We start from the raw sequence: 18900 nt of genomic DNA on the forward strand, positions 1-18900 counted from the left end.
GGCGACATTGCTGTCGCCCTTGTGTGGTTTTTATTCAGACAAATCAGGATGCGTCCGCGGTCCCCGGCAGCGATTCCGGCGGCTGCGGGGCGAAGCCGCGCAGCCCCACCACGTGGACGTGTTCGGTGTTGTTAAACACCTTACGCACCAGCTTGTAGGTGGTTCCTTTCTCCGGACTGATGTTCTCTGGCGCGGCGATAATCAGCTGCATCTCCAGCCGCTCGCACAATTCAAAGAGCGTGGCGATGGATTTGGCGTCCAGACGCGCCGCCTCGTCGAGGAACAGCAGGCGGCACGGCGAGATATCTTTCCCGCGCAGGCGGCGGGACTCCTCTTCCCAGCTCTGTACCACCATCACCAGAATCGACATCCCGGTGCCGATCGCTTCCCCGGTCGAGAGCGCCCCGGACTCGGCGCGCAGCCAGCCGTCGGAGCCGCGGTTAACCTCAACTTCCATCTCAAGATAGTTGCGGTAGTCCAGCAGCTCCTCGCCGATGGTCTGCGGCGTGCGCTGACCCATATCAATCTGCGGATTGAGGCGCTGATAGAGCTTCGCCAGCGCCTCGGAGAAGGTCAGGCGGTTGCTGTTGAACAGATCCTGATGCTGATCGTGCTGATCCGCCAGCACCGCCAGCAGCGTGGAGTGGGTCTCGCGGACGTTGACGTTGAGACGCACGCTGTTGACCTGGCCGAACGAAACGCTCTGCAGGCCCTGGTTGAGCATCCGGATGCGGTTCTGCTCGCGCTGGATGGTCTTGCGGATGATGTTCGCCACGCTGCGGGTGCTGATGGCCAGCTTCTGCTCGCGGGCGGTCAGCTCCTCGGTCAAGCGGCCCAGCTCGATCTCCATCTGTTCGATGGCCTCAACCGGATCGTCGGTGCGGATAATGTCCTGACGGATGCGCTCGCGCAGGTGCTGATACACCGCCACAAAGAACTGGATCTTGCGCTCGGGGCGCTTGGGATCTTCCGACATACGCAGCACGTCGCGCAGGTGTTCGTTGTCCGCCACCGCCAGGCGCAGGGCGCCGAGCGCCTTATCCGACATCGAGCGCAGGTCGTCGGCGGAGAGATAGGCCAGCTCGCGGCGGTGCAGGCGGCGCTCGACGTTGTTGTCTTTCACCAGCCGCATCACCGCGCACCAGCCCGCCTTGGCGCTCACCACCTGCTCACGCATTTCGAGGTAGTTGCGCTCGAGGGCCCGCAGCCGGCGGGTCAGGTTGTCCATCTCCGCTTCGCAGAAGGTCAGGGCCTTCTCCAGCTGGTTGCGGCGGCTGCGGTTGTTGGAGAGCTGAGTGTGCAGCTCGTCGCGGCGGCTGCGGGCGCGCTCTTCCGCCCCGCTGTCAGCGCGCACGCCGATGTCCTGCAGCTCGCGGTGCAGGTCGGTGAGCAGCTCTTTCTTGGTATCAAAGGAGCTTTTCAGCGAAGCCAGCACCTGGCTGTACTGGCTGAGCTGGGCGGCGTGGGTACGCAGCGCATCGCGGGCGCGGGCGCGCTCGCTCTCCGCCTGCTCCAGGCGCTGGCGCAGCTTCTCGTTGAGATCGCTGTTGCCGCTGAGCATCTCCGCCGAATCGCTGTAGCCAAAGTGCGCCCGGCGCTGCACCACTTCCGTCAGGGCAAAGGCCTGCTGGCGGGCGTCGCGCTGCATCTGCTGGGAGTAGGCGTAGTCTTCTTTGAGCTGCTCAAACTGTTCCGGGTCGCTTTGCAGTACGGACACCACCGGCTCCAGCTTCGCCAGCTGGTTGCCGTGCTGCTGAATAAAGCGCGCCGCCTCCTGGGCTTCGTCCAGCCGCTCGCGGATCTCGTCCACGCGATCGGCCAGCGTTTCGTCCGCCAGCAGGTTGAGGCGCGGCAGCAGGCGGTTGAGGGCGCTGACGCCCTCTTTCGCCTGGTCGAACTGCGCCCGGCTCTGCTGATTGTCGCTTTCGTGGGTGCTGAGGGCGCGCTCAAGCTCGCCCCGGCGGGTATTTAGCCTGCGGATCTCCGCTTCCGGATCGTCCTCGAAGGCCACCGCCAGGTGGCTGCCGATAAAGCGGCTGAAGGACTGGTGCAGGCGCTGGGTTTTTTGTACGTCAAAGGAGAGCGTGGCGAAGCGCTCGGAGAGGGTTTCACGCTCGGCGTGCAGCGCCTCGATGCGGCTCTCGCGCGCCGCGCGGCCGAACAGCGGCACCGACGGGAAGCGCGAGTAGCGCCACTGGCGATCGGCAATCTTGACCACCACCGCTTTTTCCAGCTCGTCGACGCTGAACACGCTGTCGTCGAAGGACTGCGGATCGCCCTCGATCAGATAGAGATCTTCCGGGCAATCTTCCAGCCCTTCAAGGTATTCGGCAATCTGCGACAGGTCCGGCACCACGATAGCGTGGCGCGACGGGCCGTAGAGCGCGGAGAAGTAAGGCGCATCTTCCAGGCTGACGTCATCGTAGATCTCGGACAGCAGCACGCCGCCGAAGCGTTCGGCAAGGTTGTTCAGACGCTGATCTTCCGAGCCGCCCGGCTGGCTCAGGCGCTCAATTTCGTCATCCACCGCGCGCTTGCGGGCGCCGACTTCATCGCGCTCGACGATGGCCTCGCGCTCGCGCTCCAGCAGCTGCTGGAGGTATTCGGTGAAGTCCTGACCGGACTCAAATTCCTGGCCGGTCTGCTCGCACAGCTGGCTGAGGCTGCTCTGCGCCGCCAGCCAGATCGGGGCGCGCTGCTGCAGGGTTTTTATTTTGCCCTGCAGCTGCTCCAGCTCCTGGCGCAGGGTCATGCGCTGCTCGCCGGCGGAGGAAACGATCTCGGAGAGGGAAGCAATGCGCTCCTCCAGCTCCTGATGCAGGGCTTCAAGTTCGTCGAAGTCGTACTGCTTGCCCTGGCGCTTGCAGAAATCCGCCAGCAGGCGCTCGGCGTCCTGCTGCTCGCGCAGGCGCTGCTCAAGCTCGTGCAGGCGGCCGCGCAGGGCGCTGGCCTGCTCCGCCAGGTGGCGCTGGTCCACGCCTTCGCGCAGCAGCTCGCGCGCCGCGCTCCAGGCGTCGCTGCGGGCCACCGGGCCGTTGATGGCCACTACCAGCTGGTAGGCCTGCTCAAACTGGCTGTGCGCCGTCCGGGCCACGCTCATTTTCTGATCCAGCGCCAGCAGCTTCTCGGTGGCTTCCTGCTCTTTAGCCTGGAAAGTCTCCAGCCACGTATCGGCGCTTTCCGCCGTCAAATCCGGCAGATGGCAAAGTTCCCGGGCGCGCTCCAGCGCCTGCAGCGCCTGGGTGTACTGAATGGCGCGGGTCTGCTGTACGTCGAGCGCCTGCTGATAGTCGGCAAGCTGGCTTTTCAGCTCATCCACTTCCAGTTCGGCGGCCTCGGCGCGGGCTTCGTTCTCTTCCTGCTGTTCGGCGGCTTCGGCCACCACTTCGTTCTGCTCTTCGAGGCGGATCTGCAGCTCGTCGAGATCGGCCTCGTAGCGCTCAATTTTTTCCTGCTGGCGCAATGCGGTCTGCACCAGGTTCAGGTGGTCGCTGGCGGCCTGATAGTCGGCCTCCAGGTCCCCTTCCGCTCCGGCGTGCTCCTGCAGTTCGCGGGCCATATCGACGTGCTTGTACTGCTCCGCCGCCAGCTGCTGGCGCGAGCCGAGCAGCTCCCGCCGGAACTCCAGCGCTTTGTCGAGGTGAATGCGCCGCTCGTTGGCGTGGCGCATATAGTCTGCCGCCACGTAGTCGGTGGCTTCGGAAATCAGATGCTTAAACAGGTCGCGATCCGACTGGGTGACGCGGATCGCTTCCAGCGTCATGCGGTTCTCGCGCAGCGCCGCTTCCATATCCTGGAACGCCTTGCGCACGCCGCCGTTTTCCGGCAGCAGGTAGTCGCGCAGGGAGCGGGTAATGGCGCTGGAGATGCCGCCGTACAGCGACGCTTCGATCAGGCGGTAATATTTGCTGCGATCCGAGGCGGAGCGCAGGCGGCGCGCCACGATGCCGAGATCGAACATCAGGGAGTGGTATTCGGTGATGGAGTTGAACTGCTTGAACTGCACGCCCTCCATCTCTTCCAGCTTGTCCTTCAGCTCCTGCAGCGTGAGGACGCGAGCCTGGCGATCGCTGACGTTCTCCGTCACCAGCTGGGTCGGCTGCACCGACATCGGCAGCCCCTGGATAGCGAACGGCTTGATGTCCACTTTACGATCGCGACCGGCGACCTGCTGCAGGCGCACGCCGACCAGCACCCGCTGGTGGCGGGAGTTGAGCACGTCGAGCATCGAGTAGCAGACGCCCGCCTTCAGCTTGCCGTGCAGGCCCTTATCGCGGGAGCCGCTGGTGGCCCCGGCTTCGGTGGTGTTACGGAAGTGCAGCAGCGTCAAATCGGGGATCAGCGCCGTGACGAAGGCCGCCATGGTGGTCGATTTACCGGCGCCGTTGCCGCCCGACAGCGTGGTGACCAGCTCGTCGAGGTCAAAGGTGCGGGCAAAGAAGCCGTTCCAGTTAATCAGGGTCAGTGAACGAAATTTTCCGCGTTCAAGCATTACTCTTCCTCCCCGCTGTCCGTATCCGGTCGGGCGTCGTCTGTGTCGTCGTGGAGCTGCAGGCTGCTTTCAATCGCCATCGCCTCGCCGTCGCGGATCATCCGCAGCTGCGCTTCGCGGGCGTCATCGCCGGAGCGCACGTCGGCGCCGAAGCGGAAGACCGATTCGGTGATGCGGAACTTGCTGCTGTCGTGGCCCATAAACCACACCATGCCGAGGCGGCGCAGGCGGTTGAGCGACGAGCGCACTTTCTCCTGTAGCTTCTGGCGGTCGAGATCTGAACCGGTGGAGCGGTTATTGACCAGCTTCAGCAGTTTAGATTCATCCGCCAGCGCCAGCAGCTCGTCGTAAAGCTCCTGCTGGGTGAAGATCCCTTCGTTCGCCAGCCGCTCCGGGCTGAGGTAGAGATAGCAAAGAATTTTGCCGACCATCATATCCAGCTCGGAGAGCACCGAGCGCGGGATAAGCGTGGTGGAGCGCGGGCGCAGGTAGAAGAAACCCTCCGGCGCGCGGATAAGCTCCACGTTATAGCGGGCATAAAACTCTTCCAGATACTCCTGGAAGTCCATCAGAAAGACGTGATTATCCAGCTCGTCGAGGCCGATATGGCGCCCGGCGCGCAGGGCGCTGTCCAGCGCCGGAAAAAGTGGGTTGGCCAGAGCCTGAGCCAGCTTAACTGGCATCACCTGTTCAATATTTGTCGATGACATGTGCCTGTACCTTGGCTCCGTAATCATTAATCGGCTGCCACTTCGGCGGCAGTCCGGTGAAATCGCCCTGCGCGACGCCCAGGCGCACCGCCTGGTCAACCACGATGCGCGCCACGTCGAAGTGGCGGGCGCGCGGATACTGCGCAAGGTAGTCGCGCACCACCAGTCCCAGATCCAGCGGCAGCTGCTTCTCTTTGTAAACCACCAGCTGCTGCTCAATCATCGCCGCCAGCTGTTCGCGGATCTCGTTAAACTCTTCGTACTCAAGGTCCGGCGGCAGTTCGCCGGTAACCTCTTCATCACGCAGCGCCATCTCTTCGTCGCGCATGTCGTACAGACGGTCGGCGCTGGCGTAGGTGAGCGCCCAGGGCGCGTCAAAGTAGGTCTGCAGCGACTGGCGCAGACGCTGGGCAAAGACGCGGTTTTTATCCATATCAATGGCGGTACGGATAAATTTATGTACGTGGCGGTCGTAGCCGATCCACAGGTCGATAGCCTGCTGGCCCCAGCTGACGATGCGGTCAAGCTTGCTCTGCAGGTCAAACACCAGCCGGTCGACAAAGTCCAGGCCATCGTGGGTCAGAGTGTACTCCTGGATGCGCAGCAGGTTGGCCTGCAGCTTGTCGCCCGCGGCCTCGAGGGTGTCCTGCAGTTCGCGCAAAGTGCCGGAGGTTTCCGACAGCAGCATTTCGCAGCTGGAAATCGCCGCCCGCCAGTCTTTGTTCAGCAGCTGGGCGATATCATCTTTCACCGACTGCTGCTGCTCGTCCATGGTGCGCTGGGTGAGATCGATGCTGTCGAAGATCTCCGCCACCGAATACTTCAGCGGCGCATAGACGTTGCGGTGCCAGTGAAATTCGTCGCCGCCCTCTTCCGCCGCGTCGGCGGCGCGCTTGAGCTCGCCGCCGACGATCGAGAGCTGCATCGACAGGCGCAGCGTCGAAAACTCGCGCTGGCGAATGTAGTAGTCGGTGATGCCGATGCCGAGCGGCGTCAGGCGATAGATGGCGTTGCCTTCGGTGATTTCGCTGGTAAAGCGGTTCAGCAGACGTTGACGTACCATGTCGTTGATCGCGTTGTTGGCGCGCACGCCGATGGTTTCGCTGGTTTGCTCAAACGCATCACTGACGTAGCGAAACGCATCTATCAGCTCACCTTCGGTCAGCTCGCCCTCAAGGCGTTCGCCGTTGAGCGTTGCCACGGCCAACAGGAACGACAGCCTGTCTACCGGCAGCGCGATAGAAAAATCATTTTTTCTGGCCCAGGCAACCAGTTCGGGGACTGTCTGGGAAAAATCACTCATCGTTAGTCCTTGTATCTACCTGCGGTTTACGCGCGGTGACGTGAATGTAGCGTCCAAGGCTTATCCACGGCTCCTGGCGACAGTAGCGCGTTTCCAGCTCAAGCAGCTGCGCATAGCTGTCGCGCTGCTTCTCTTTTTCACGCAGATAATCGTGGAACACGCGCACGCCGGTTTTTCCGGTTATCTGCCAGCCGGCTTCCTGCAGCCAGCCGTAGACCTGCTGCGGATCGCGCGGATAGTCCGGCGACAGAGTGCGCTTTTTCTTTTTCGGCATACCCGCCTGCACATAGTCGAAATTGGTGGCGACCATGTTGTGCAGCAGCAGCCCGTTGGCATTGTAGAACATCAGCGACAGCGCGCCGCCGGGGCGCAGCGTCGACCACAGCGTGTCCAGCACCGTCCGCGGCTCGGCCACCCACTCCAGCACCGCGTGAAACAATATCAGATCGACCGGGCTTTCCAAATGTTGCGCCACATCCTGAATTGCGCACTGTACGAAATGCATGCGATGGCTCACACCTTTTTCGTCTGCGGCGCGTTTCGCCAGCGCAATCATCTCAGATGACAGATCGCATAGGGTAACATGATGCCCGCGCTCTGCCATCTGAATTGCGGTCTGCCCCGCCCCGCCGCCGGCATCGAGAATGCGCAACGGCCCGGCGCCGCACGCCGGCAGCAGGCGGTCAAGATCCTGCCAGAGGATCGCCTGGCGCAGCTGGCCCTTCGTGGTGCCATAGATATTGCGCGAAAACTTTTCCGCGATGTCATCAAAATTGCGATCCTGCACAACGGCTCCGCTTGGCTCAGGCAATAAAGCGGCTATTTTGTCATACCCACGGCGAGAGGGAAGCATCTGATGTAATATCCCGGATATTCAACTATCAGATGGTTAAAAAAGGAACCAGCGAGGATGCTTTTTACGCTGAAAAAAGTGATTGGCGGCCTGATGCTGCCCCTGCCGCTGCTGCTGCTAATGATGGCCGCAGGCATTGCTCTGCTGTGGTGCAGCCGTTTTCAGAAAAGCGGCAAGCTGCTGGTGAGCATCAGCTGGCTGATGCTTGCGCTGCTGAGCCTGCAGCCGGTGGCCGACCACCTGCTGAAGCCCATTGAGCAGCGCTATCCCACCTGGCACGGCAGCCAGCGCGTTGAGTACGTGGTGGTTCTGGGCGGCGGCTATACCTGGAATCCGGCGTGGGCGCCGAGCTCGAACCTGATCAATAACAGCCTGCCGAGGCTGACGGAGGGCATTCGCCTGTGGCGGGAGAATCCCGGCGCGACGCTGATATTCACCGGCGCGGCGGCGAAGACCAATCCAGTCAGCACCGCCGAGGCGGGCGCCAGGGTGGCCGAAAGCCTCGGGGTTCCGCGCGAGCAGATCGTTGTCCTCGATCGCCCGAAGGATACTGAAGAGGAGGCCGCCGCCGTCAAGGCCCGCATCGGCGACGCGCCGTTCCTGCTGGTGACCTCCGCCTCGCACCTGCCGCGGGCGATGATCTTCTTTCAGCGCGCCGGGCTTAATCCGCTGCCCGCCCCGGCCAACCAGCTGGCGATTGAATCGCCGCTCAATCCGTGGGAGAAGGCGCTGCCTTCGCCGTTCTGGCTGATGCACAGCGACCGCGTTGGCTACGAAACCCTGGGCCGCCTCTGGCAGTGGCTGAAGGGGAGCTCAGCTGAGCCAGGGCAGCAGTGAGGTTGCCGCCAGGTCAAAGCGGGCGCGGTTAAAGCGTCCGGTGTTGACCAGCCTCGCCACTTCGTCCCACAGCAGATAGAGCCAGCGGCGGCCAACGAAGGCCTCGGCCACCGGCGCGCGGCGCAGGTAGTGCCACAGCAGGCTCTCCGACTGCTCGCAGCCGGCGAGGCGAAACAGCTCATACTCGCGCGGCGCCCACAGCATCACGCCGGGAGCCACCATCGCCAGCAGCTGATCGCTGCGGGGGTCCTTGAGCATGCTGCGCAGGGTGAGATTGCCGTGGATCAGCACGCAGTTGTCGTTGAAGTTTTCAAACAGCGCGGGCAGGCACTCCCGGCTGCGAAACAGGACCCGCTTATCCTGCATGGTCAGGCCGCTGTCGCGGTACTGTCCGAGGGTGCTCCACAGCACCTCGACGCGCTGGCGATACCACTGCGGCCACACATTGTCCTGGGTGCTGTCCACCGTGCCGACGCAGCCGCCGCTGTCCTGCCGGTGCCAGGCCAGCAGCGCCTCGACAATCTGATCCTTGAGCTGCTCCCAGCGCGCGGGGGTGCGCGCCGGCGCTTCGACGGAGACGCCGGAGAGGCGCTCCAGCAGCAGTACATCAGGCGCAGCGCTGTCATCGTGGGTCATGACGCCGTACACCACCGGCATCCGCACCGTACCGCTGCGCGACAGGGTCGGGATCTTCCACGCCAACTGCTGCGCCAGGCCGTGGATTGCAAAGGTCTTCGCCAGCAGCGGCATGGCATTGCCCTGCGCATCGTACAGCGACCACAGCGCGGAGTCCGGTCTCTCGTTAACGCACTCTACCCGGCTCAGCCTCTCGCCAAGCAGGTGACTCAGTTCTGCACGTAGCTGTTCCATATCCGGCTTCCTTATCAAGATAAACCGGTTTCATAATGAGCGCCGACGGCGGGGATGTCACCCGAAGAAGATCAAAGCAGGGGCGAATAATGGCAGGAGGGGAACAGGATGCCCGCTCCAGGGGGGCATCCTGCGGGATTAACGCAGCTCGCGGCGCACGCGCTCAAGGTCTTCCTGCGTATCGACGCCGGTGCCCGGCACCTCTTTCGCCACGGCGACGTGGATCTTCTCGCCGTACCACAGCACCCGCAGCTGTTCGAGCATCTCTATCTGCTCCAGCGGGCTCGGGGCCCAGCTGACGTAGCGGCGGATAAACCCGGCGCGGTAGCCGTAAATGCCGATATGGCGCAGCAGCGTGTCGCCGATAGCCTCGCGGCTGAGGGTAAAGCGATCCCGGTCCCACGGAATGGTGGCGCGGGAGAAATAGAGCGCATAGCCCTCGGCGTCCATCACCACTTTGACCGCGTTCGGATTAAACGCCTCTTCGGCATCGCGGATAGGGACCGCCAGCGTCGCCATGCCGGAGCGGCTGGCGGCGAGATTCTCGGCCACCTGGCGGATAATGACCGGCGGGATCATCGGCTCGTCGCCCTGTACGTTAACGATAAGCGTATCGTCGCCAAAGCCGCACTTCTCCACCACTTCCGCCAGCCGCTCGGTGCCGGACTGGTGGTCGGCGCGGGTCATGCAGACCTCACCGCCCGCGGCCTCGACCGCCCGGGCCACGTCCGGATGATCGGTTGCCACGATGATGCGCCCGGCGCCGGACTCGCGCGCGCGCTCGAGCACGTGCACGATCATCGGTTTGCCGTTAATGTCCTGCAGCGGCTTGCCCGGCAGACGCGTGGAGGCGTAGCGGGCGGGAATAATGACCACAAAACTCATGGGCGGCTCTCTTCCGCGCCCAGCGGGCGGGCCTCGGTTTCCAGCAGGACGGGGATACCGTCGCGCAGCGGGAAGGCCAGATTGTCAGCCTTGCAGATAAGCTCCTGCTTGTCCTGGCTGTAGTAGAGTTTGCCGTTGCAGACCGGGCAGGCAATGATTTCAAGTAAACGGTGATCCATAGCGCCTCCAGAGGGACCGAAAAAATTACGCAGCAGCATAGCACAGAGCCGGGCTACGGCGCGTCAATTTCCCAACCGCCGGCTGATGCGCGAAAAAGCGCGTCCGGCCGCCGGTTGAGTTGAATGCGTACTGCCCCCTGCCAGCGGGCAAAGTCGTCCAGCGCCTGGCGCAGCCTCTGCTCCAGCGCCGCGCTGATCCGCACGCCCTCTTCCAGATAGAGGGCGAAAATCTCCAGCACGCCGGTTTTGCGGTGCAGCTTGCTGTCTATCCGTCCGACCAGCCTGCCGCGGTGCAGCAGCGGCAGGACGAAGTAGCCATACTCGCGCTTCGCCGCCGGAGTGTAGCACTCCAGCCGGTAGCGGAAATCAAACAGCTCTTGCGCCCGGCGGCGGTCCCAGACAACCGGATCGAAGGGGGACAGTACCGCACTATGGGTGGCGGTCAGCCTGCCGCGCCGGGCGTCCTCAAGCAGCGGCAGCAGATCGTTGTGCAGCCACATCGGGCCGAGGGTAGCGACGTCCACGGCGGTGATGCTGCCCTCTTCGCGCCACTGCGCCAGCAGAGCGGGAAGATCGACGCGGCGCAGGCGGTAGTAGTCCGCCAGCCACTGCGGGCGAAAGATCCCGAGGCTGCGGGCGCTGTTGCGCAGCATCTGCGCTTCGGCCTCGTCCTGTGTGAGCAGATCCCGCGCGTCGTCCCAGTGGGGCATCACGCGGGCGGTCAGATCGTAAATGCGCTGGAAGTTGTGGCGCCCGGTCACCATCAGCTGGCCGGCGGTAAACAGCCCCTCCAGATGGCGCTTGTGCGGTTTCCACGCCCACCAGCCGCCGGGGCCATTGCGGGGATGCTCAAAATCGGCCGATCGCACCGGACCGCGCTCGGCAATGTGGGCCAGCAGCGCCGCAATCTCCTCGCGGTGCGCCGCCATCCATTCGGGACTGTATTTCCAGCCCATGTTCTCCGGGGCCAGCATCCGGTGGCGCACCAGCGCGAAGTCGCTGCGCGGCAGGAAGCAGGCCTCGTGGGCCCAGTACTCCATCAATTCGCCACGATTCAGCGCCTCGTCCAGCCAGCCGGGGGAGTAGTCGCCGAGGCGGCTGAACAGCACCAGATAGGGGCTGCGCGCCACGACGTTGATGGTGTCTATCTGCAGCAGGGACATGCGCCGGATGGCGGAGAGAATATCGTCAGGCCGCGCCCGGCGGCGCGGCTTTTTCAGCAGCCCCTGGGCGGCAAGATGCAGATGGCGGGCGGCGGCGAGCGTCAGTTCAGGTACGGGCATTGCGGGTCCTCATCTGTGCCTTGCGCCGCCGCTCTCCCTAACGCCGCGCCAGGTCCACTAACTGTTGAATAAGGGACTGTGCCCTGGGATCGTCCAGCCGCGCCTCCACCGGCAGGTACCACCAGCGGTCGTCGGCGAACGCGCGGCACTTCACGGCGTCTTTCTCGGTCATGACCAGCGTCTGACCGCTGTCCGCGAGGCGGCGGACGGCGTCGCGCGTCAGGGCCTGGTGATCGCCCAGGGCGACGCACTTCTCCGGCACCGCCCCGCAGTTTTCCAGCGTGGCAAAAAAGCGCGGCGGGTGGCCGATGCCGGCCATCGCGACCACGTGCTCCAGCTCCCCGACCGGGCGCGTTGCGCCGGTTTTCAGGTTGACCCCCAGGCCGGGATGCAGCCGCATCGGGATTTCACCCTCGCGCGGCACGCCGCCGTTGACGATCACCGCGTCCACCGACTTAAGCCGCGAGGCGCGCTCGCGCATCGGACCCGCCGGCAGCCACCAGCCGTTGCCGAAGCGCCTGACGCCGTCGACCACCACGATCTCTTTATCGCGGGCCAGCTTATAGTGCTGGAGGCCGTCGTCGGTGATGATGATTTGCAGGTCGGGATGGGCGGCCAGCAGCGCCTTAACCGCATCGCTGCGCACCGGCGAAACCGCCACCGGCGCACCGGTGCGCTGAAAGATAAGGACCGGCTCGTCGCCCGCCTCCGCGGGCGCGGTTTCCGTGCTAAGGAGCAGCGGATAGCGGGCGGCTTTGCCCCCGTAGCCGCGGGAGACCACGCCGGCGCGGATGCCCCGCTGTTTGAGCTGCTCCACCAGCCAGATAGCCACCGGCGTTTTGCCGTTGCCGCCGGCGGTAAGGTTGCCCACCACCACTACCGGCACCGGTGCGCGCCAGGCTTTTTGAATGCCCAGCCGGTAGCTGAGGCGAACGGCGCCGCTCACCAGGCCATACAGCCAGGAGAACGGCAGCAGCAGCAGCCAGAGCGGCGATTCGCCTGACCAGATGCGGGCTATCATTGACCAAACTGCATCTTATGCAGCTGGGCGTACACGCCGCTATGAGCCAGCAGGTCCTGGTGGTTGCCGCGCTCAACGATGCGGCCATCCTCAATCACCACGATTTCGTCGGCCTTCTCAATGGTCGACAGGCGGTGGGCGATAACCAGCGAGGTGCGGTTTTTCTGCAGCTCGTCCAGCGCGGCCTGAATGGCGCGCTCGGACTCGGTATCCAGCGCCGAGGTGGCCTCATCGAGGATCAGGATCGGGCTGTCGCGCAGCAGCGCGCGGGCAATCGCGATACGCTGGCGCTGGCCGCCGGAAAGCAGCACGCCGTTCTCGCCGATCACCGTATCGAGGCCGTTCTCCATTTTGCTGATAAAGTCCATGGCGTAGGCCATGCGGGCGGCTTTCTCGATATCCTCCCGGCTGTAGACTTCATTGCGGGCATAGGCAATGTTGTTGGCAATGGTGTCGTTAAACAGGTGGACGTTTTGCGATACCAGCGCCACCTGGTCGCGCAGCGAAGTCAGGGTGTACTCCCGCAGGTCGTGACCGTCGAGCAGAATGCTGCCCTTATCGATATCGTAAAAGCGGGTGATCAGGCTCGCCATAGTCGACTTACCGGAGCCGGAACGGCCCACCAGCGCCACGGTTTTCCCTTCCGGGATGCGCAGATTAATATCGCGCAGCGCCGGTATTTCCCGCCCCGGATAGGTAAAGGTCACGTCGCGGAATTCGACATCGCCCTTCGCCCGCTCGATAACCCGGGTACCTTCATCGCTCTCCTGCTCGGAGTCGAGAATGCTGAACAGCGTCTGGCAGGCGGCCATGCCGCGCTGGAATTGGGCGTTGACGTTAGTCAGCGACTTCAGCGGGCGCATCAGGGCAATCATTGACGAGAAGACCACGGTAATGGTACCGGCGGTGAGGGTTTCCATCACGCTCGGGAAGCTGGCGGCGTACAGGACGAAGGCCAGCGCCAGGGAGGCGATAAGCTGGATAATCGGGTCTGAAATTGAGGAAGCAGAGACCATTTTCATGCCCTGCAGGCGCATCTTGTTGCTCACTTTCTCAAAGCGCTTAGTCTCTACCTGCTGACCGCCGAACATCAGCACCTCTTTATGCCCCTTCAGCATCTGCTCGGCGCTGGTGGTAACCTGGCCCATGGTGTTCTGCATGTTCTTACTGATGCTGCGAAAGCGTTTGGAAACGATGCGGATCGCAAAAGAGACGATCGGCGCCAGCACAATGAGGATCACCGACAGCTGCCAGCTGTACCAGAACATCATGGTAAACAGGCCGATAATGGATGCGCCTTCGCGCACCACGGTAATCAGGGCGCTGGAGGAGGAGGAAGCCACCTGCTCGGAGTCATAGGTAATGCGCGACAGCAGCGTCCCGGTGGACTGCTTATCGAAGAAGGCCACCGGCATGCCCATCATGTGCCCGAACAGGCGGCGGCGCATGGTCATCACCACTTTACCAGAAACCCAAGAGATACAGTAACTTGAGATATAGCTGGTGATCCCGCGCAGGATCATCAGGCCAATTACCACCAGCGGCATCCACAGCAGCACTGAACGGTCCGTTTTGCCAAAACCGTCGTCCAGTAACGGTTTAAGGAGCGACAGCATAAAGGTGTCGCTTGCGGCGTTAAGAATTAACGCGACCGCGGCCACAATAAGGCCGGCCTTGAAGGGCGCAATAATCGGCCACAGTCGTCGGAAGGTCTGCCAGGTGGAAAGATCTTTGTCGTTCTGCATTCAGGAAATCAGCTCATGTTGAAATAGCCGGTCATTCTACCCGTTCTGGCCACTATCGCCAAACCACGGATGGTACCAGCGTCGCAAAATTTGATCGCGTAAGCTGTGGATTTGCCAGCCTTCGGCGTCAAACTCCACCGTTATCTGCCCCTGCCTGGGAGTATCAAACCAGCGGTAGCCGTAGTGCCGGTAGCGAACCCGGACTCTCTCTGCCGGCATCCGCCAGGCGTTATAGCGCGATGCCGAGGCCAGCGCGATGGCCCCCTCGACGCGCCGCAGCAGCAGCGGCGATGAAGAGGTGTTGCTCCCGTGGTGCGGCACCTGGATAAGCGTAGAGGAGAGATGCTGCCAGTAGCGGCTGAGCATCATTTTTTCACCCGCGCTTTCAATGTCTCCGGTCAGCAATACGCTGTGCCTGCCGTTATCGACCCTCACCACGCAGGAGCGATTATTGCCCGTCAGGCGGGTATCGGGCGGCGGCCAGAGGACGCGAAACGTCAGCCCCTGCCAGCGCCAGCGGGTGCCGCGAAAGCAGGCCAGATGGCCCTTCTCGCGCAGCGGACTGCGCACCCACAGCGCGGGCCACGCGGCCTGCAGGCTGTTCAACCCGCCCCGATGATCAAGATGTTCGTGGCTGAGGATAATCCCTTCAGGATGTAAATTCTGCCAGCGCAGCCACGGAATTATCACCTGCTGACCGCTGTCGCCGCCGGGCCATGCCGGGCCGGTGTCATAGAGAATGGCCCTGCCATTGCGGGCGATGACCACCGCCAGCCCCTGCCCGACGTCAAGCATGGTGACCGACCAGCGCTGCGGATCCGCACGTTTCCACAGCGGATACAGCGCGAGAACCCCGAGCGTCAGCCAGCAGGCAAACATCCGCCGCCAGCTCCTGAGCCGCCAGAGGATCACCGCCAGCCACGGCAGCATTACCGCGCCCTGCCACCGGCGGCTCACGCCAATCCAGCCGTCGGGCAGCGCGCCAAGAAACCAGAACAGCGCGGCCAGCGCCCGGTCTGCCAGATGCCAGACGCCCTGCTCCAGCGCCTGCGGTCCGCTCAGATTGAGCAGCATCCCGGCGATCAGCAGCGGGATCTCCACCAGGGTGACCAGCGGAACGGCGATCAGATTAGCCAGCAGCGAAGTCCATGAAAAACCGTTAAATACCGCAATCTGCAGCGGCAGCAGCAGAAACAGCAGGCCAAGCTGCAGGTGCAGCAGACCCAGACCCGCACGCAGCGGGCCGCCGCGCGGCCATTTACCCAGCGGCACCCAGCGATACCAGAAGATAAGCGCCCCGACGGCGAACGCCGACAGCCACAGGCTTTCTGACAGGACGGCGAGCGGATCGATAAGCAGGATGGCGGCGATGCAGCACAGCCAGACATCGAGGCTGCTCCAGCGCCGGCCGCTCAGGCGCAGCAGCGTCCAGCAGACTGCGGCAATGACCGTCCGCTGCGCCGGCGGCTGGAAGCCGCTCAGCCAGCCGTAGAGAATCATCGCCGCCAGGGCGCTCAGCAGCGGCAGCCGCCAGCTGATATAGCGCCCCGGCAGCATGAGCTGAAGCCCGCGCGCCGCGCCCCAGCCGAGCATCCCCAGCAGCGCGATGTGCAGGCCGGAGATCGCCATCAGGTGCGCGGTGCCGGTCTGCTGCAGCAGTCTGCCGATCTCCGCAGGTACGGCGACGCGCTCTCCCGCCGCGAGGGCCAGCATGACCGCCTGCCAGGGCCTGCCCGCCAGGCTTTGCGCAAGCCGGCTGATAAACGCGGCCCGCAGGCCGCAGCCGGCATCGACGACCTCGGCCTGCACGAAGCGCCCGGTCAGCGGAAGATGTGACGCGAGGGCATAACGCTGGCGGTCGAACAGCCCCTCATTAAGCTGGCCGTGGACTGCGCGCGCCTTGAGGCTCATCCGCCAGCGCTGCCCGGCGCAGGCCTTGTGCGGCAGCGGCTGGCCGTAGAAGGCAATGCCGGGCGGCGGAAACTGCCGCTTACCGTCGATGCTCAGAAGGCGACCTGCATGCCGCTCCGCGCCGTCGCTTGCGGTCAGCAGCACTTCGGCCCGGAGTACCTTCCCCGGCAGCGCGGTTGCCGGGAGCACCTCCTGCCAGGCCGCCAGCACGCCCCAGCAGAAAAAAAGCGCGGTCAGCGCCGCAGGCCGCAGCGGCGGCAGGCGCAGGCAGACCGCCGCCGACAGCAGGATAACGGTCCCGGTGAACGCGATCGACGGCAGCGCGGGCAGCCAGAGCAGCGGCGCGGTGCCGGTAATCACGCAGAGTGCGAAGACAGGTAATCGCATAGGCTCCTCCGTGAACCGACAGTATCGCCAGAGCGCGGCGAAAAGCCCGGCGTAAAGCGCGCGATTGCGCGGCGGTTTCAGAGGAAAAGACGCAGTTACAGGATTTGTAGCGGACGTTGCGATCTGCGTAGAGAAGCGACGCGTAAATCAGAAATGAAAAAAGCACCCGCAGGTGCTTTCTCGTTAGCTCAGTCTGGCGAAGCCGCCAATCACTCAGCCACCGTAAATATTGGCGCGATCGCGCAGCTCTTTGCCCGGCTTAAAGTGCGGAACGTATTTACCTTCCAGCTCCACTTTATCGCCCGTTTTCGGGTTGCGCCCAACGCGTGGTGCGCGGTAATGCAGAGAAAAACTACCGAAACCGCGGATCTCAATGCGCTCACCTTCAGCAAGCGTAGAGGCCATATGCTCCAGCATCTCCTTCACCGCATCCTCAACCGCTTTCGCCGGGATGTGTGATTGCTGACTGGCAAGTCTTTCAATGAGCTCTGACTTGGTCATGATTCCTCCGGTTTCCTTTCAGAAAAGATAAGCTTCAGCTTGAACAAGGGCGGCCGTAGCCGCCCTTTGTGATTGATTACAGGACGGATCCTGCAATCTGTCAAGTCTATTCGCTATCCCGGAAGGGATAACGCAGACCTGAACTTACTCGCCTTTAGCCGCTTTGAATGCTTCAGCCATAGCGTTGGAGAAGTTACCGTCTTCCTGTTTGTTGTTAACAGAAGCGATGGCATCTTTCTCGTCAGCTTCGTCTTTAGCACGAACGGACAGGCTGATAGCGCGGTTTTTACGGTCAACGCCGGTGAATTTAGCTTCAACGTCGTCGCCTACGCTCAGAACCAGAGTGGCATCTTCAACGCGGTCACGGGATGCTTCAGAAGCACGCAGGTAACCTTCAACGCCGTCGGCCAGTTCTACGGTTGCGCCTTTAGCGTCAACTGCAGTCACTTTACCGTTAACGATGGCGCCTTTCTTGTTCAGTGCAACCCAGTTGTTGAACGGATCTTCAGCCAGCTGCTTAACGCCCAGGGAGATACGCTCGCGCTCTGCGTCAACCTGCAGAACAACGGCTGCGATTTCGTCGCCTTTTTTGTATTCACGTACTGCTTCTTCGCCTGCAACGTTCCAGGAGATGTCAGACAGGTGAACCAGGCCGTCGATACCGCCGTCCAGGCCGATGAAGATACCGAAGTCAGTGATAGACTTGATTTTACCTTCAACGCGGTCGCCCTTGTTGTGGGTTTCTGCGAACTGCTGCCACGGGTTAGATTTGCACTGCTTCAGACCCAGGGAGATACGACGACGCTCTTCGTCGATATCCAGAACCATGACTTCCACAACGTCGCCAACGTTAACAACTTTGGACGGGTGGATGTTTTTGTTGGTCCAGTCCATTTCGGAAACGTGAACCAGGCCTTCAACGCCTTCTTCGATTTCAACGAAGCAGCCGTAGTCGGTCAGGTTGGTCACGCGACCGGTCAGTTTGGTACCTTCCGGATAACGCTTAGCGATAGCTACCCACGGATCTTCGCCCAGCTGTTTCAGGCCGAGGGAAACACGAGTACGCTCGCGGTCGAATTTCAGGACTTTAACGTTGATTTCGTCGCCAACATTGACGATTTCGCTCGGATGCTTAACGCGCTTCCAGGCCATGTCAGTGATGTGCAGCAGGCCGTCAACGCCGCCCAGATCAACGAATGCACCGTAGTCAGTGAGGTTCTTAACGATACCTTTAACTTCCATGCCTTCCTGCAGGTTTTCCAGCAGCTGATCGCGCTCTGCGCTGTTCTCGGATTCGATAACGGCACGACGGGAAACAACCACGTTGTTACGCTTCTGGTCCAGCTTGATGACTTTGAACTCGAGTTCTTTGCCTTCAAGGTGCAGGGTGTCGCGAACCGGACGCACGTCTACCAGGGAACCCGGCAGGAACGCACGAATACCGTTCAGCTCAACAGTGAAGCCACCTTTGACTTTGCCGTTGATAACACCGGTAACAGTTTCAGCATCTTCGTAAGCTTTTTCCAGCGTGATCCAGGCTTCGTGACGCTTAGCTTTCTCACGGGACAGCAGGGTTTCACCGAAGCCGTCTTCTACTGCATCCAGAGCAACGTCAACTTCGTCGCCCACCTGGATTTCCAGTTCACCGGCTGCGTTTTTGAACTGCTCTGCAGGGATTGCAGATTCAGATTTCAGGCCCGCGTCAACCAGAACAACGTCTTTGTCGATAGCAACAACAACGCCGCGAACGATGGAACCCGGACGGGTTTCGATTTCTTTCAGGGATTCTTCAAACAGTTGAGCAAAAGATTCAGTCATGTTTAATCTTCAAAAGTTAGATTAACGTCCACCTGGCCTCATGCCGGATGGGGTTGTTTTACATACCCGCTCACACTCCCTTGCAGCGGGGGTACTGCTAAATTC

The 18900-nt window shown here is 62.3% G+C and carries 14 protein-coding genes; 1 reads left to right on the forward strand and 13 read right to left on the reverse strand.

Features of this window, described 5'->3' with window-relative positions:
- Positions 1–43 precede the first annotated feature (43 nt).
- The 4 genes from mukB to cmoM are packed head-to-tail and all read right to left on the reverse strand — an operon-like array spanning position 44 to position 7292.
- Positions 44–4492 carry a chromosome partition protein MukB gene (mukB, locus tag ENGE1_RS14935; RefSeq protein WP_048252393.1) on the reverse strand — a complete coding sequence of 1483 codons (4449 nt, stop codon included), beginning with the start codon at positions 4490–4492 and terminating at the stop codon, positions 44–46.
- A complete protein-coding gene (mukE, locus tag ENGE1_RS14940) occupies positions 4492–5202 on the reverse strand; it encodes a chromosome partition protein MukE (protein ID WP_043084786.1) in 711 nt (236 codons plus the stop codon). Before mukE ends, mukB begins: the two co-directional genes overlap by 1 nt.
- Positions 5183–6505 carry a chromosome partition protein MukF gene (mukF, locus tag ENGE1_RS14945; protein ID WP_048252392.1) on the reverse strand — a complete coding sequence of 441 codons (1323 nt, stop codon included), beginning with the start codon at positions 6503–6505 and terminating at the stop codon, positions 5183–5185. The genes mukE and mukF overlap by 20 nt, the downstream gene beginning before the upstream one ends.
- On the reverse strand, positions 6498–7292 hold the full coding sequence (gene cmoM / locus ENGE1_RS14950) for a tRNA uridine 5-oxyacetic acid(34) methyltransferase CmoM (protein ID WP_043084790.1): 795 nt from the start codon (positions 7290–7292) through the stop codon (positions 6498–6500). The genes mukF and cmoM overlap by 8 nt, the downstream gene beginning before the upstream one ends.
- A gap of 123 nt (positions 7293–7415) precedes the next feature.
- On the opposite strand from cmoM, the gene elyC reads away from it, so the two are divergent.
- Complete coding sequence (gene elyC / locus ENGE1_RS14955) at positions 7416–8195, forward strand: envelope biogenesis factor ElyC (protein WP_048252391.1); 780 nt, start codon at positions 7416–7418, stop codon at positions 8193–8195.
- Here elyC and ENGE1_RS14960 read toward each other — a convergent pair.
- From ENGE1_RS14960 to rpsA, 9 genes are all read right to left on the reverse strand, one after another.
- Positions 8172–9065, reverse strand: a complete 894-nt coding sequence (locus ENGE1_RS14960; protein ID WP_043084795.1) for a YcbJ family phosphotransferase — start codon at positions 9063–9065, stop codon at positions 8172–8174. The genes elyC and ENGE1_RS14960 overlap by 24 nt on opposite strands.
- 138 nt (positions 9066–9203) lie before the next feature.
- Positions 9204–9950 carry a 3-deoxy-manno-octulosonate cytidylyltransferase gene (gene kdsB, locus ENGE1_RS14965; RefSeq protein WP_043084796.1) on the reverse strand — a complete coding sequence of 249 codons (747 nt, stop codon included), beginning with the start codon at positions 9948–9950 and terminating at the stop codon, positions 9204–9206.
- Positions 9947–10129 carry a protein YcaR gene (ycaR, locus tag ENGE1_RS14970; RefSeq protein WP_043084797.1) on the reverse strand — a complete coding sequence of 61 codons (183 nt, stop codon included), beginning with the start codon at positions 10127–10129 and terminating at the stop codon, positions 9947–9949. Before ycaR ends, kdsB begins: the two co-directional genes overlap by 4 nt.
- A gap of 53 nt (positions 10130–10182) precedes the next feature.
- A complete protein-coding gene (locus tag ENGE1_RS14975; protein WP_048272884.1) occupies positions 10183–11412 on the reverse strand; it encodes a winged helix-turn-helix domain-containing protein in 1230 nt (409 codons plus the stop codon).
- Positions 11413–11449: 37 nt separating this feature from the next.
- Entirely contained in the window at positions 11450–12433 is a 984-nt protein-coding gene (gene lpxK, locus ENGE1_RS14980; RefSeq protein WP_064360645.1) for a tetraacyldisaccharide 4'-kinase, read from the reverse strand.
- The gene (gene msbA, locus ENGE1_RS14985) at positions 12430–14178 is read right to left on the reverse strand and encodes a lipid A ABC transporter ATP-binding protein/permease MsbA (protein ID WP_045288001.1); all 1749 of its coding nucleotides are present in this window, start codon (positions 14176–14178) and stop codon (positions 12430–12432) included. Before msbA ends, lpxK begins: the two co-directional genes overlap by 4 nt.
- A 36-nt stretch (positions 14179–14214) precedes the next feature.
- Positions 14215–16476, reverse strand: a complete 2262-nt coding sequence (locus ENGE1_RS14990; protein WP_048252388.1) for a ComEC family protein — start codon at positions 16474–16476, stop codon at positions 14215–14217.
- A gap of 213 nt (positions 16477–16689) precedes the next feature.
- Entirely contained in the window at positions 16690–16977 is a 288-nt protein-coding gene (gene ihfB, locus ENGE1_RS14995) for an integration host factor subunit beta (protein WP_043084806.1), read from the reverse strand.
- A 144-nt stretch (positions 16978–17121) separates the two neighbouring features.
- Positions 17122–18795 (reverse strand): 30S ribosomal protein S1, encoded by a 1674-nt coding sequence (rpsA, locus tag ENGE1_RS15000; protein WP_043084808.1) that lies wholly within the window; start codon positions 18793–18795, stop codon positions 17122–17124.
- Positions 18796–18900: the final 105 nt, after the last annotated feature.

The sequence above is a fragment of the Pluralibacter gergoviae ATCC 33028 = NBRC 105706 genome, assembly GCF_001598855.1.
Lineage (GTDB): Bacteria > Pseudomonadota > Gammaproteobacteria > Enterobacterales > Enterobacteriaceae > Pluralibacter > Pluralibacter gergoviae.